The organism is Alphaproteobacteria bacterium (genome assembly GCA_016124955.1).
Classification (GTDB): domain Bacteria; phylum Pseudomonadota; class Alphaproteobacteria; order UBA9219; family RFNS01; genus RI-461.
Genome location: WGMR01000010.1, coordinates 26,613 through 40,268 on the forward strand (window position 1 = coordinate 26,613; position 13,656 = coordinate 40,268).

General features: G+C 55.8%; 14 protein-coding genes and 2 tRNA genes. 12 read left to right on the plus strand and 4 right to left on the minus strand.

The features are described 5' to 3' along the window. The first annotated feature begins 153 nt into the window (after positions 1-153). On the plus strand, positions 154-1,635 hold the full coding sequence (locus tag GC131_09575; GenBank protein MBI1274313.1) for a hypothetical protein: 1,482 nt from the start codon (positions 154-156) through the stop codon (positions 1,633-1,635). 169 nt (positions 1,636-1,804) lie between these two features. Here GC131_09575 and GC131_09580 read toward each other — a convergent pair whose 3' ends face one another. Further along, the gene (locus GC131_09580; GenBank protein ID MBI1274314.1) at positions 1,805-2,023 is read right to left on the minus strand and encodes a DnaJ domain-containing protein; all 219 of its coding nucleotides are present in this window, start codon (positions 2,021-2,023) and stop codon (positions 1,805-1,807) included. A gap of 368 nt (positions 2,024-2,391) precedes the next feature. Between GC131_09580 and amt (GC131_09585) the strand changes: the two genes are divergently transcribed. After that, positions 2,392-3,684, plus strand: coding sequence for an ammonium transporter (amt, locus tag GC131_09585; protein ID MBI1274315.1), 1,293 nt, complete (start codon positions 2,392-2,394; stop codon positions 3,682-3,684). A gap of 86 nt (positions 3,685-3,770) precedes the next feature. Here amt (GC131_09585) and amt (GC131_09590) read toward each other — a convergent pair whose 3' ends face one another. Next, the gene (gene amt, locus GC131_09590) at positions 3,771-5,024 is read right to left on the minus strand and encodes an ammonium transporter (protein MBI1274316.1); all 1,254 of its coding nucleotides are present in this window, start codon (positions 5,022-5,024) and stop codon (positions 3,771-3,773) included. Positions 5,025-5,346: 322 nt separating this feature from the next. Between amt (GC131_09590) and GC131_09595 the strand changes: the two genes are divergently transcribed. After that, positions 5,347-6,372, plus strand: a complete 1,026-nt coding sequence (locus GC131_09595) for a chemotaxis protein (protein ID MBI1274317.1) — start codon at positions 5,347-5,349, stop codon at positions 6,370-6,372. Here GC131_09595 and GC131_09600 read toward each other — a convergent pair whose 3' ends face one another. After that, complete coding sequence (locus GC131_09600; GenBank protein ID MBI1274318.1) at positions 6,373-7,245, minus strand: transporter substrate-binding domain-containing protein; 873 nt, start codon at positions 7,243-7,245, stop codon at positions 6,373-6,375. Between the two features lie 118 nt (positions 7,246-7,363). Here GC131_09600 and GC131_09605 point away from each other — a divergent pair, with 118 nt between their 5' ends. The 3 genes from GC131_09605 (at position 7,364) to GC131_09615 (ending at position 9,269) form a co-directional block, all read left to right on the plus strand. Then, entirely contained in the window at positions 7,364-8,116 is a 753-nt protein-coding gene (locus GC131_09605; GenBank protein MBI1274319.1) for a hypothetical protein, read from the plus strand. Positions 8,117-8,221: 105 nt separating this feature from the next. After that, positions 8,222-8,295 (plus strand) — tRNA-Gly (locus GC131_09610). A 23-nt stretch (positions 8,296-8,318) separates the two neighbouring features. Further along, complete coding sequence (locus tag GC131_09615) at positions 8,319-9,269, plus strand: phosphoribosylaminoimidazolesuccinocarboxamide synthase (protein MBI1274320.1); 951 nt, start codon at positions 8,319-8,321, stop codon at positions 9,267-9,269. Here GC131_09615 and GC131_09620 read toward each other — a convergent pair. After that, positions 9,266-9,976, minus strand: coding sequence for a phosphatase PAP2 family protein (locus GC131_09620; GenBank protein ID MBI1274321.1), 711 nt, complete (start codon positions 9,974-9,976; stop codon positions 9,266-9,268). The two genes, GC131_09615 and GC131_09620, sit on opposite strands and share 4 nt — an antisense overlap. Before the next feature lie 75 nt (positions 9,977-10,051). On the opposite strand from GC131_09620, the gene GC131_09625 reads away from it, so the two are divergent. The 6 genes from GC131_09625 to GC131_09650 all read left to right on the plus strand — a co-directional run. After that, positions 10,052-10,957 (plus strand): succinylglutamate desuccinylase, encoded by a 906-nt coding sequence (locus GC131_09625; protein ID MBI1274322.1) that lies wholly within the window; start codon positions 10,052-10,054, stop codon positions 10,955-10,957. Then, the gene (locus tag GC131_09630; protein ID MBI1274323.1) at positions 10,944-12,146 is read left to right on the plus strand and encodes a diaminopimelate decarboxylase; all 1,203 of its coding nucleotides are present in this window, start codon (positions 10,944-10,946) and stop codon (positions 12,144-12,146) included. The genes GC131_09625 and GC131_09630 overlap by 14 nt, the downstream gene beginning before the upstream one ends. Positions 12,147-12,349: 203 nt before the next feature. Then, positions 12,350-12,425, plus strand: a tRNA-Trp gene (locus tag GC131_09635). Between the two features lie 28 nt (positions 12,426-12,453). Then, the gene (secE, locus tag GC131_09640; protein ID MBI1274324.1) at positions 12,454-12,639 is read left to right on the plus strand and encodes a preprotein translocase subunit SecE; all 186 of its coding nucleotides are present in this window, start codon (positions 12,454-12,456) and stop codon (positions 12,637-12,639) included. A gap of 17 nt (positions 12,640-12,656) precedes the next feature. Next, entirely contained in the window at positions 12,657-13,187 is a 531-nt protein-coding gene (gene nusG / locus GC131_09645; protein MBI1274325.1) for a transcription termination/antitermination protein NusG, read from the plus strand. Between the two features lie 204 nt (positions 13,188-13,391). Then, on the plus strand, positions 13,392-13,656 hold a 265-nt coding region (locus GC131_09650; protein ID MBI1274326.1), incomplete at its 3' end, for a hypothetical protein.

Sequence of the window (13,656 nt, forward strand, 5' to 3'; positions counted from 1 at the left end):
CCTTAATTATATGTAGTAAGTATTGCCCCGGCCGTCACTTTCCCCTACATAGCCACCTGTTTCGGGCTTGGTTTATGGCCTGCTACAGTTTCTGATGCCGTGCGCTTTCCGCAACTTTGGGCGCCCGGACATGCGCATAAGCAGCAGAGCGTAATGAAAATACTCTTTTACGTTGAGCCATGGATTGAAAAAAACCACCCCAGCTGGAAAACCGGCTGGATTACGGGTGTGCTGCTGGATATGGCGCATCAGTTGAACCATGCGGGCGGGCATTCCGTTTTCTTTCTCATGGGCGATGCGCAGGATGAATGCGAACCGGAGCTGCAAAAAGCCGGCTGCACAAGTGCCATTATCTCGCAAACCGAGCTGCGCCAGATTCATAACGATTATCTTCAAGCATCGCTGGAATGGCATCAAGGCACATATAAACCGGAAACCATGGCCGCCATGCAGTCGCTGGTGCGCAAGAAGCTGAACGGGTTCGAACCCGACATCATCATGAGTTTTATAATGGCCGTGCCGTTCTTGCGCGATATGTTTCCCGGCGCGCTGACGCTGGTTCAGGAAACCGCTATTTTTGCCTATGGGGCCAAGCCGTACCCCACCACATGGTATTTCGACCCCATGGGTTCGTTCCAGAACAGCTTTTTCCGGAAATATGGCGTGGAGGCGGCAGGCGAGTTGCCGGAGGAGGGGCGCAAATTTCTGGCGCTTTTTCGCAAAAAATTCCTCGATCGCATTTTACGCAAAAAAACACCTTATACGCGCGCGCAATTGATCGGCGGGCGCAAGGTGGATTATCTGTTGCTGCTTCCGTTGCAGCAGGGTCAATATTTTCTCTTAAACGGGTGTTCGCGCTATGCCGCGCCGTGGGACATAGTGTGTGACGTGCTTGATCGTGCCGGTCCGCGCATTGGCGTGGTGGTCACCGAGCATGTTCACTGGCACGAAGACAGCATTGCCCGGCATAATGCGCTGACATACCTGCGCCGCCGCTATCCCAACTTCATTTATCTGGAAGACTTCGCGTGTTGGGAAAATGTATCACATTTGCTGCTGCCGCATATTGATGCCGTGGCATCCGTGTCATCTACCGTGGCGCTCAATGCCTTGCTGTGGCAAAAACCGGTGGTGGCGCTGGGCGACAGCCAGCTGAACGGCGTGGCAGACTTGGCTGATATAGAACAGCTTGCCGGTTATCTCGATGCCAAGCGTTATCGGCACAAAGACAATGTGCTGTATTTTCTCCTTACCCGCTATGCGTTTATGGATGAATATGTCCGCAAGAGCCAGCGGTTGATCGGAATATTGCAAACCTTGCTGGATACATGGCGTAAAGCGGGCGTAACCAAAGATTTTTATGCGCAAACCTATGACACGCCCTGGCGCTTGCTGAAGGCCTATTTCAGGGCCGCGGATGCCAATGTGCCTAAGCCATATGTAGATTCGGTTCAGGGAAGGATTCTGGAGTTGGAAAAACATATCGATGCCCAGCATCATCAAATTTTGGGATTGGAAGAGCGCATCCGATACATCTATGCCTCCGACATCTGGAAAGCAGGCAAGGTCATGTTTTATCTGACCCGCCCGCGGGAATTGCTTGGCTTTCTGATGCGGCGGTTAAAGCGGCTTTGAGGCGGCGCCCTCTGTGTCATCCATTTCTGTGACGGCGCGGCGATAGCAGAGAAGCACGCAATGCTTGATGGCTATCATGGCGCGATGACGCGCCAAAGGACCCAATAGAACCCGAAATAGAACAAGGGCCGGCGGTCAAGCCGCCGGCCCTTGCCTTCGGGGTGAATAATTAGTTGTGGGCGCGCGCGCGCTTGCGGCGTTCCGGGCCGTGGATCAGCGTCATGTAGGCGCGGTCAACATTCTTGAGCGCCTGGCGCTTGGCCCAGCGCTGGTCGGGATCGGTTTCACGTACGGGGCTGCGGAACTTCATCCAGCGCTTGTACGCTTGGCGGATTTCTTCTTGGGTGGCGCCTTGTTGAACGCCGAGAACTTGCTCGGGGGTTTGCATAGCCTATCTCCTTGTCTATTCGGAACGTTATCGAAAAATTCGTTTCAGAAATTCACTCTACCGCGCAGTTGCTAATAAATTACTGCTCAAGCCATTGATTTAGTTAAAATTGCAGGAGATTTTCCTTATCTGTCTGTAAAAAAATAGTTTTTTTCGCAGATGCACAGACGGCAAACGCGAAAAATATTCCGTTTTCGTTTCGACCGTATGGGGCCGGTGGAAAACCACGAGTCGGGCATACAAAAACAAGCGCGCGATTCATCATTGTAAGACAAGTAATTAGCAAGTGCGGTTAACAACTTAGTAACCAATTCTTGCTGTGCTTAGGTGCCACAACTCTTATCAATAACAAACAAGGGAGAAAAGACATGTTGCGACACATCAAATATGTGCTGTCGGCACTGGGGCTGCTGTTGCTGCCCTGTACGGCCATGGCGGCGGATGCACCCGCCATCGACAGCGGCGATACGGCGTGGATGCTTGTATCAACCGCCCTCGTGCTCCTCATGACGCCAGGTCTGGCGTTTTTTTATGCCGGTATGGTCCGGAGCAAGAACGCCGTCTCCACGCTCTATCAAAGTGTCATCGCGCTTGGCGTGATCGGTCTTTTGTGGATCGTCGTCGGCTTCAGCCTTGCCTTTTCGGGCGATAACAGCGGCTTCATCGGCGATACCGCCAAGGTGATGCTGGCTGGCGTGGGCGTTGCGCCGGACGAAGGTTCGACCATTCCCGCAAGTGTCTTCATGGCCTTCCAGATGATGTTCGCCATCATTACCCCGGCCCTGATGACCGGTGCTTTCGCCGAACGTGTGAACTTCAAGGCATGGCTGGTTATCCTGGTGCTCTGGAGCCTCGTGGTCTATTCGCCCGTGGCCCATTGGGTCTGGACGGCTGATGGCTGGCTTGCTGCCAAGGGTGCGCAAGACTTCGCCGGCGGCTTTGTCGTGCACATGACGGCGGGTTATTCGGCTCTTATTGCCGCGATCCTGTTCGGCAAACGCAAGGACTTCGGCAGCGATGCGAAGCCATACAGCACGGGTTACGTCGTGCTCGGCACCGCTCTGCTGTGGTTCGGCTGGTTCGGCTTCAACGCCGGTTCGGCGCTTGCGGCTAACGGCCTTGCGGCTGTTGCCTTCGTCAACACCTTCGCTGCTGCGGCTCTTGCCATGCTTGCATGGACGCTGACCGACAGGTTGAAGGATGGCAAGCCGACTGCGATGGGTGGCTGTATCGGCGTTGTCGCCGGCCTTGTTGCCATTACCCCGGCGGCTGGCTATGTGACGGTGCAATCGGCCATCATCATTGGCGTGGTCACGGGCGTGCTGTGCAACCTTGTTGCACGTGCGGTCAAGGGCCAGTTCAAGATCGATGACAGCCTCGATGTGTTCGCTTGCCACGGTGTGGGCGGCACGATCGGTATCGTCATGACCGGCCTGCTCGGCAGCAGCGCCGTTCACGGCGCTGACGGCCTTCTGAACGGCGGCGATACGCTGTTCAGCGCTAACCTCACCGGCGTGGTTGCCGTTGCGGTTTACAGCATGGTCGCAACCTTCATCATCATCAAGGTGGTGGGTGCGGTATGCCCTGTCAGGGTCACCGCCAAGGAAGAAGATCAGGGCCTCGATGCTTCGCAGCACGGCGAAAAAATCGATAACGCCTAAGTCTGCGGGCAATACATAGCCCAATAAGAAAGGGCCGGTGGGTTACCCCACCGGCCCTGTTTTTTTACCCGAAAAACGGTTCCGGGTTACTTGCCTTCGCGATGCCGCGCGGTTTCACCGTGCTGCGCGCTATCGAGGCCGTACTGTTCGACCTCGGACGAAACGCGGAGCTTCGTAAACACGCTCACCACCTTGATGATGATAGCCGTGATGACGAAGGAGTAGATGATAACGGCAACGGCGCCCTTGACGTTCGCGTAGAACAGGCCGGTTTCGCCGCTGACCAGAAGGCCTTGCACCGAAACGGCATCGTTTACCGAACTGTCTGCGAACATGCCTGTCATGATGGCGCCGAGAATGCCGCCCACACCGTGGCAAGCGAACACGTCAAGCGTATCGTCCATCATATGGCTCATCTTCTTGATGATGCACGCGACGATGTTGCAGAACGCGCCGCCAATCAGACCCATGATCAGGGCCGAATTGGTGGTCACGAAACCGGCAGCCGGCGTGATCACCACGAGGCCGACGATGATGCCGATCGCGCCGCCAACGGCCGAAGGCTTGCCGCCACGGATCCAATCCACCGCAACCCAGGACGCAAAAGCGGCCGCGGCAGCGAGGAAGGTGGTCATGAAGGCATGTGCCGCAAGGCCGCCCGAAGTGATGGCGGAACCGGCGTTGAAGCCGAACCAGCCGAACCACAGCAGAGCTGCGCCGAGCATGATCAGGCTGACATCGTTCGGTTTCAGCTTTTCCTGAGCATCGGTACGCTTGCCGAGCAGGATAGCCGCCATAAGCGCCGAACAGCCCGAGGTTGCGTGCACCACAAGGCCGCCCGCAAAATCAAGGCCGCCGTCGCCGGCGATCCAGCCGCCGGGGCCCCAGACCCAATGGGCCACGGGCACATACACCGCAAGGCTCCAGAGCACGAGGATCAGAAGCCATGCGCTAAAGTTGAGGCGTTCCGCCATCGCGCCGCTCATCAGCGCCGGGGTGATGATGGCGAACATCATCTGGAACGCGACGAAAGCGATCGTGGGAACGCCGGTTTCGCCGAACGGTTCCTGGCCGATGCCTTTGAGGAACAGATTGTCGAGACCGCCGATGAACGGACCATCGCCCGAAAACACAAGGCTGTAACCGCAAATAGCCCAGACGATACCCGCCACGGCAAGCGCGGCGTAGTTCTGGAAAAGGGTTGCGACCACGTTCTTGCGCTTCACCATGCCTGCATAGAAAAACGCGAGGCCCGGCGTCATAAGCATGACCAGTGCGGTCGATACAAGAAGCCAAGCCGTGTTGCCGCTGTCTATGACAGGGGCAGCATCTTGCGCCATGGCCACATTCGGCACCATGACGGCAAGCAGCAATATCAAATACTTAATCATGCTGTACCTCGTTGATTTTTGGTTGGGTTGAGCAGAGATTAGTCTAGGAAAGAATCAGTCGATTCTTGCACTGCAATAAAATCTGCCCAAAAATAATGGTCGCGGCAAACAAAAATGTGCATGTTTAATAAAGTGATGAGCGTGCGTGGCGCATATGCAGTTAACCTGAAGGTAACAAATTGTGAGTATGCCTTTGTATAAGTACCGGATACATCACGTTCTATTTCCCGCCCAAGCAACAAAATTCCATATTGTTGTGGAGTCGTAACAAATGCCCGAACGAATTCTGGCCCTTTCAAAGGCTTTGTCTGAAACTGCGACCAAAAAGGTCGATGAAATTAAAATGGTCACGAAATCGACCAAGATGCTGGCGCTGAACGCCCAGATCGAAGCGACACGTGCAGGAGAAGCGGGCAGGGGCTTTTCGGTGGTGGCGCAGGAAGTCAAGGTTATCTCCGAGCACATCGCCAAGATTTCCGACGAACTGACCGAAAAACTGGGCGGCCAGACCAACGATCTGAGCGAACTGGGCCAAAGGCTGATCGCGCAGGTGCGCGGACGCCGTCTGACCGATCTTTCTCTTAACATGATCGAGATTATCGATCGTAATCTTTATGAACGCTCATGCGACGTGCGCTGGTGGGCAACGGATTCCGCCGTCGTCGATTGCTGCAGCAACCCGACCGAAGATGCGCGCGCTTTTGCAAGCAAACGTCTCGGCGTTATTCTGAACGCCTATACGGTTTATCTCGATCTCTGGGTCGCCGACCTTTCCGGCAAGGTGATCGCGAACGGCCGCCCCAACAAATATACCCGCGTGCAAGGCAGCAGCGTCGCACAGGAAGACTGGTTCAAGCGCGCGATCCATACCGCCACCGGCGACGATTACGTGGTGACGGACGTTGACACCAGCGGTCTGCTCGATGGTTCGGCCGTCTCTACCTATGCCGCCGCGATACGCGATGGCGGGGAAACGAATGGCAAGGTAATCGGCGCGCTCGGAATTTTCTTCGATTGGGAAGCGCAATCACAAACGGTCGTCGATTCCGTCCGTCTTGAAGCCGATGAAAAAAGCCGCACGCGCTGCCTGTTGCTCGACAGTCATTTCCGCATAATTGCAGCGTCCGACCACAAGGGCGTGCTTTCGGAAACCGTGCCGATCAGCACCGAAGGCCAGAAAGCCGGCAATTATGTCGATAGTCAGGGCCGCACCGTCGGTTTTTCGCTTACGCCGGGTTATGAGACCTATGAAGGGCTCGGCTGGTACGGCGCGATCATTCAGGAAAAGCTAAGCTAGCTAGCGCGTGCTTTGGGCCATATAGGCGGGCCGCGCGGGTTCAAAGAATCCGCCAAGCTTGTGCTTTTTCATCAGCAACGACAATTCACCGCCATTCACGATTTCCTGCAGCGCGGTATCCAGCGCCATTTTCAGTGCCGGTTCGCCTTGCGGCAGGAGCAGCACATTCGCGAAGGTCATAAGCGGCGCGCCCGCCGTTGCGGCGCGGATGCTGCCCGGGTTGTTCGCCATGAATTGCTGTGCCACCGCGCTTTCGACGAACACGGTATCGACCTTGCCGCTTGTCAGGTTCATGAACAGATCGGTATAGGAAGCCAGCTCGGGCAGCGTGGTGATTTTTGCGCCCGTAAACTGCGTGCGCGCCATACGCTCTTCCGATGTGCCTTCCTGGGCCATGATGCGCGTGCCCGCGCGTTCGATATCGGCGCGCGAAGCAAGATCGGCGCGGTCCCGTTTCACCCACGCATGCACGGTGGACCAGCCGAACGGTTCCGTAAAGCTGACGAACTTGGCGCGGTTGGCGTTCTGCCAGATGTTGGTGCACACGGCGTCATAACGGCCGGTACGGATCCCCTCGATCATAGTGGCCCAGCCCACTTCCTCGACCCAATCGATCTTCAGGTTAAGCTTGGCGCCGATGCTTTCAGCCAAATCAACCGCGAAGCCGGAAATCTTGCCGCTTGCCGTGTTTTTGGTGATGAAGGGCGGGTACACCACGTAAGCGCAGCGCAGGCTTCCGCGCGCGAGAATGGTTTCCATGCGGCTGTCGTCAGCCTGTTTCGCTTCTGCATTAACATGAAACATGCCTGAAAAAGCCAAGCCAACAACAATGGCAGTCAGAAGGCATATATATTTAACTATATGATACTTCATAATAAAACCTGTATTCCTATTTGTCTGCGCAGGTTTATGATCTGATGCAAGTAATTTAAGGTCAAAATAACGTCTTTTATGTTATTATTGATGATTGTTTCAGCAAAGGTTCCCGGACGTGCTCCCCGATATTTTCCGCGCTCTGCGCCAGATGCAGCTCAAGGACAGCGAAAGCCGCATCGTCATCGCGCTCATGCGGCGCAAGGACGGCATGTTTGTGCACGATCTTGTGAAGCAAACGAAACTGCCGCGCAGCTCTGTTGTGCTGATCCTGAAGCGGCTGTTCGATCGCAGCCTTGTGACAAAGATCAAGGAAGGCCGCCGGTTGAAATACCGCGCGCAAAGCCCCGAACATATTTTGTTTTCGCAGGAACAGCTGGTCGAGAATTTAAGGGAACTGGTGCCGTTCCTGAAACGCATGGGCGCAAGCGACAAGGTCATGGATGTTCAGTTTCTGGACGGGCCCGAAGGCATCCGCCAAATATATCGCGACATGTTGCTGAATTTCCGTTTTGCGGAAGGCCCAAAACGCGAATTGTACGAGATTGCCTCCGGCGCCGATGCGCTCAAGGTCTTTCCGGATATGCCGCAAACCTTTATCCGCCGCCGCATCCAGATGGGCGTGCCGATCCGCATCATCGCGCCCGATACGTCGCGCCATGTGCCGGTCTATATCAGTGACAGCAAGGAGTTACGCGAGGTTAAATATTTCGATGGCCGAGCGTTTCCGTTCCGCGTGAGCTTCGATATCTATGCCGACAATATATCGACCTATTCAACCGTTCCGCCCGTGGGCGGCGTGATAATCCGCAGCGAGCAACTGGCTGACAGCATGCGATCCCTGTTTAATTTGCTGTGGCAGACAATCTGAGAACCCGGTATTTATGTAGCGGTCTGCGGGTGTAACTCAATGCCCGCGAGCGTAGCGAGCATAGCTATAGAAAGCCGCGCAGTTTGTGCTAAACGTTGATGGTTTGCGGGTGTAACTCAATGGTAGAGTTCCAGCCTTCCAAGCTGGCTATGCGGGTTCGATTCCCGTCACCCGCTCCACCCAATTTTTCTTAGGAAATTGCATGACCGCCGTCCTGAAATCCACCAGCTTCCCCGAACTTGGCGAGCGCCGCGAAGGCAAGGTGCGCGATATCTATGTGCAGGAAGGGCGGCTCGTGCTTATCGCCACCGATCGCCATTCGTCGTTCGACCGCATCATCGCCCATATTCCGGGCAAGGGCGAGGTTTTGAACCGCATCAGCCTTTTCTGGTTCGAACAAACCAGAGACATCGTGCAAAACCACGTACTGGAAGCGCCGGACCCGAACGCGATCATCGCGCGCCGCTGCATGCCGCTGCCGATCGAGGTTGTGATGCGCGGCTATCTGACCGGCGTGACCGGCACATCGATCTGGACGCATTACCAGAAAGGCCGGCGCGATTTCGGCAACTTCACGCTGCCCGACGGCATGAAGAAGAACCAGAAGCTCGATAAGCCGGTATTCACGCCATCCACCAAGGAAAACGAGCATGACCGTACGGTTACGCCGGACGAGATTATCGCCATGGGCCAGATCAGCCGCAAGCAGTTGCAGGAGATCGAAGAGGTGGCGCACAGGCTGTTCGCGCGCGGACAAGAGCTGGCGCGGCAGAAGGGCCTGATCCTCGTCGATACCAAATACGAACTCGGGCTCGATGAAGCCGGCAAGCTGACCTTGATCGATGAAGTGCACACGCCGGATTCGTCGCGCTACTGGTTCGCCAATTCGTATGACGAGCGTTTCGCCGCGGGCAAGGAGCCCGAATATTTCGACAAGGAATTTCTGCGGCTCTGGTTCATGAGCAATTGCGACCCGTACAACGACCCCGTGCTTCCCGAAGCGCCGCCCGCGATGGTGGAAGAGCTAGCCGGGCGTTACGGGCAGGTGTTCAACCTGCTCACGGGTGAAAATATCAGCCAACTCGCGCCGGGCGAAAGCATCGAGGGCCGCTTGCGCAAAAACCTCGCGCCCTACGCAAAAGCCGCGGCTTAATACCCGGCTGCGGCAAGTTCTGCCTGCGCGGCCGCGAAATCCTGCATGAAATGTTTATCCTGGCGCAGCGCGTTGATCGTATAAAGTGCGGTTTGCCGCCCGCCCGCGAGATCGGCCGGGTAATGCACGCCCGCTTGTACGCGGTGCCATGCGATAGCATCGGCCCGGGCCAGCAATTCCTTTTTCCGCGCGGGCAACAAGCCCGCCAATATTTCCGCCCATACACGGCTGATGCTTGTGTGGCCGCTCGGGTATGATTTGTTGGCGATGCTGTCGATCATCAGCTTCACACGGCTGTCCGCCACGAAGGGGCGGCGTGTGCCCCAATAGACCTTGGCGCGTTCGGTGATGCGGTAGATATCGGCGCCCGCGCGATCGAGCAGCCTGAAAGTGCGGGGCAGCGCCGCGCGCGTGAAGCCGGGCCCGAGAATGGCGGAAACCATTTCCGGCTCGACCCGCTGTTCTTCGCGCGCCGCGATTTTATCCGCTTCGCTTGCATCGTCCTGCGCATCAAGCACGCGCGCGACCTGTTCTTCCCATGCGGCGCTGTTCTCCGCCGGTGGCGGCGTCAGCATGTCGGGTAAAACGGCATGCGGGGTTGATAGCTGGATATAACCCTTGGCCTTGGGCCCGGCATAGGATGCATCGGCAGTGCAGGGCCAGAGCAGGATGGCGAAAAGAAGGGGGAGGGCAAGCAGGCGTTGCATGGCATATACCTCGACAAGGGAATCAGGCAGCGCTAGTTTACGCGCATTGCGTGTTTTTATCTGTCTGGAAGATTTATGGCGGTTGTCCTAAAATCCTATGTTTACACTGGTCGTACTCCGGGACCCCGGCTTTTGGTGCTGGGCGCCGTGCACGGCAACGAAAAGTGCGGCCCCATCGCCACCACGCGCTTTATCGAACAAATTGAAAGCGGCGCGGTTGCTTTGCTGAAGGGGCGCGTGACCTTCATCCCCGTCTGCAACCCGCAGGCACACGAAAAGAACGTCCGCTTCGTGGATGAAAACCTTAACCGCGATCTGCGCCCCAAGGAAAAGCCGACGACGTATGAAGCGCAAATCGGCAATGCGTTGTGCCCATACCTGGAAGACTGTGATGCGTTGCTCGATCTGCATTCCTATACAAAGGGAAGCGAACCATTTGTTATTACCGAGCGCGCAAACGAACAAGAAATATCGTTCGGCTGGAGCCTTGGTACCGCCATGCTCATGTGCGGGTGGCATGAAGCCCAGCTTCGGCATCCGCGTGGCAGGGAGCAAGCAGCCTATTCAACCGGCACTATTGAATACGCTCGCGCGCACGGCGCGATGGCGGTTACGCTCGAATGCGGGCAGAATGACGACGCTAACGCGCCGGAAGTCGCGTGGCGCGCTATCGGCCGGGCGCTCGTGCATCTCGGTATGATCGATGCTGCCGTGGTGGTGCCGCCGCCGCATGACCTGCAGCGCCGTAAACTTGTGTTCGAGGAGGTTTTTTTCAAGCAGGAAGACGGCGATTTTATCAAGGATTGGAAACATCTGGACGTTGTGAAGAAAGGCGAAGCGATTGCAACCACGAAAAGCGGCAAGACGATTACTGCCCCCGGTGATGGCTGTCTGATCATGCCGCATCGCGGTGTTGCTTTGGGGTATGAATGGTTTTATTGGGGCCGGATGGCCGAAGGGACGGACCATGCAACTGCCTGAAAACATCCTGACGACCGTGCGCCGTGAAGCGTGCAGGGAAGGCCAGCGTAATTTCTTCGTTTACGATACCGCGCCGATGCGGGAAAAGATCGCGAACCTGAAATCAATCATGCCTGAAGGCGTAGAGATTTTTTATGCCATGAAGGCCAACCCGCACTCAGCTTTCCTGAAGGCGGCGAAAGAAAGCGGCGTCACGGGCGTGGAAATCGCAAGTCTTGGCGAGGCTGAAAAGGCACGGTTGGCGGGTTTTGCGGCCAGCCAGATGATCTACACCGGCCCCGGAAAATCACCCGAAGAGCTGCGCTGGAGCGCCGCGCACGGGATTCATACCGTACATGTCGAATCCCTGACCGAAGCGCATCGCCTGAACCAGATTTGCAAAGAAATGGGTAAGGCGCAGGATATCCTGTTACGCATCAACCCGGATTTCGAAATTCACGGTGCGCAGAAAATGCTTTCGGGCGGTTCAAGCAAGTTTGGCATCGATACGGAAAAATTGCCGGACATTTTGCCGAAAATTCTTGAGTTGCAGAATTTGCGTTTTCGCGGCCTACATGTTTATGCGGCGACGGGCATTTTGAAAGTGGACGATCTTCTCAAGAATTGCGAACTGGTCTTCAGCCTGACACAACAGATTGAGGCCGGTTTCCAAGGCGTGAAGTGCGATATTGTCGATTTCGGTGGTGGCTTTGGCATTGATTACCTTGAAACGGGACAGGATTTCTCGCTCACATCCTATGCTGACGGCCTGCACAAGCTAATTGCGCAGTATAAATTGCATGGGCGGCATTTCATGCTCGAGCTCGGGCGTTACCTTGCGGCGGATTCCGGCTGGTATTGCACCGAAATTCTCGATATCAAGGACAGCCGCGGCAAGAAACAGATCGTGACGGCGGGCGGCACCAACCATTTCCGCCGCCCGGCCGCGCTTTCGATCAACCATCCTGTCGTTATCGTGCCCATGAAGCGGCCTGCGCTTTTCGCAGGGCAGGAGCATGTCGCGAAAGAAAAGGTCTATATCGGCGGGCCGATCTGCAGCTCGGCCGACAAAATCGCCAGCGATGTGTATATAGAGGAAGCGCACATAGGCGATATCGCGGTTCTGTGCCTTGCCGGCGCTTACGGGCTTACCATGTCGCATCTGGAATTCCTGAGCCACAAGCGCCCGCCCGAAATCGTGCTCGGGTAACCTGTTCTGCCGGTTATGCTTTTTCTGACGCGGGCCACAGGAATTTCATACTGGCGCCGCACTGCCTGATCGGTTATAAAGCCTTATCCCAAACATGCTGATAGCCTGAAAATCCGGTGGCGCCGGAGGGGGCTTATCGGTCGGAATTCGGGGCAAGGTTTTGGTGATGGGCTGCGGTCACAGAATAGTCGCTGCCATGATACAGGAGTGTAGCTCAATTGGTAGAGCACCGGTCTCCAAAACCGGGGGTTGTGGGTTCGAGCCCCTCCACTCCTGCCAGCAAACAAGGTGAAAGCAGGGTCGCAAGATGCAGAAGATTGTAGAATTCGGGCGCGAAGTGAAGCGCGAGGCGCAAAAAATCACATGGCCGTCGCGCAAGGAAACCATGGTCACGACCGTGATGATCGTTGTCATGGCCGTGCTGGTCGCGATCTTTTTCTTTTTCGTCGATAAGCTGATTGGCAGCTTCATCACATACATACTTGGTCTTTAGGGTTTCAGGAGAAGGCAATGGCACATCGTTGGTACGTGGTTCACGTTTATTCGGGCTTCGAAAAGAAGGTCGCGCAGGGAATTCAGGAGCAGGCCGAGAAGAAAGGCCTTGTTGACCTGTTCTCGGAAATCCTTGTTCCCACCGAAGAAGTGGTGGAAGTGCGCCGTGGCGCCAAGGTGAACACCGAGCGCAAGTTTTATCCCGGCTATGTCCTGATCAAGATGGATCTGCAGGATGAAAGCTGGAGCATGGTCAAGAACACGCCCAAGGTTACGGGTTTTCTTGGCGGCGGCGGCAAGCCGGCTCCGATCTCGGAAGCCGAAGCGCAGCGCATCATGAACCAGGTGCAGGAAGGGATCGAGCATCCCAAGCCTTCCGTCAGCTTCGATGTGGGCGAACAGGTGCGTGTTTCCGACGGGCCGTTCGCTTCCTTCAACGGCGTCGTGGAAGAGGTGGACGAAGACAAGGCCCGGCTCAAGGTCGCGGTTTCCATCTTCGGGCGCGCCACGCCGGTCGAGCTGGAATACACGCAGGTTGAAAAGCTGTAGCGATTCTTCTTTTCGTAACCGGTTGCCGGTAATATTGAATTTGCAGCACTGGGCTTTACCCATAACGGGTAATCCCAGTGGCTTATTTATCTTATTTATGTGGATCTTGGTTAATTTTTTTTAGTTGCTTGATTGGCAGGCAGCAAAAAAAGTATTCTGCGCCCGTTTGAAAGACCAAAGTTATAGCTTTAAGGAATTTTACTGATGGCCAAGCCCATTTATGAAATGACGCAAGAAGAGATTGCCGCACTTACGTCGCCAGAAATTGCCGCCATTCCATCCGGCGATTTATGTAGGACAAGCCATACACTTTTGCAGCTCTTCACAGCCGAGCAAATGAGCGCGCTGACGGCAAGCCAGCTGGATGCAATCGCCTTGCACAGTACCTCGACAGGTCCCTCGGTTTTTAAAATCAACCACTTCAAGCCGGAACAGATCGCACAGATCAAGCCGGAAGTGATCGGCAAGC

Coding starts and splice junctions, on each gene's coding strand:
- secE (MBI1274324.1), top strand. CDS start 12,454: ATGCAGAAGATTGTAGAATTCGGGCGCGAAGTGAAGCGCGAGGCGCAA.
- GC131_09620 (MBI1274321.1), bottom strand. CDS start 9,976: ATGCAACGCCTGCTTGCCCTCCCCCTTCTTTTCGCCATCCTGCTCTGG.
- GC131_09600 (MBI1274318.1), bottom strand. CDS start 7,245: ATGAAGTATCATATAGTTAAATATATATGCCTTCTGACTGCCATTGTT.
- GC131_09595 (MBI1274317.1), top strand. CDS start 5,347: ATGCCCGAACGAATTCTGGCCCTTTCAAAGGCTTTGTCTGAAACTGCG.
- amt (MBI1274316.1), bottom strand. CDS start 5,024: ATGGCGCAAGATGCTGCCCCTGTCATAGACAGCGGCAACACGGCTTGG.
- GC131_09625 (MBI1274322.1), top strand. CDS start 10,052: ATGGCGGTTGTCCTAAAATCCTATGTTTACACTGGTCGTACTCCGGGA.
- GC131_09630 (MBI1274323.1), top strand. CDS start 10,944: ATGCAACTGCCTGAAAACATCCTGACGACCGTGCGCCGTGAAGCGTGC.
- GC131_09615 (MBI1274320.1), top strand. CDS start 8,319: ATGACCGCCGTCCTGAAATCCACCAGCTTCCCCGAACTTGGCGAGCGC.
- amt (MBI1274315.1), top strand. CDS start 2,392: ATGTTGCGACACATCAAATATGTGCTGTCGGCACTGGGGCTGCTGTTG.
- GC131_09580 (MBI1274314.1), bottom strand. CDS start 2,023: ATGCAAACCCCCGAGCAAGTTCTCGGCGTTCAACAAGGCGCCACCCAA.
- GC131_09575 (MBI1274313.1), top strand. CDS start 154: ATGAAAATACTCTTTTACGTTGAGCCATGGATTGAAAAAAACCACCCC.
- nusG (MBI1274325.1), top strand. CDS start 12,657: ATGGCACATCGTTGGTACGTGGTTCACGTTTATTCGGGCTTCGAAAAG.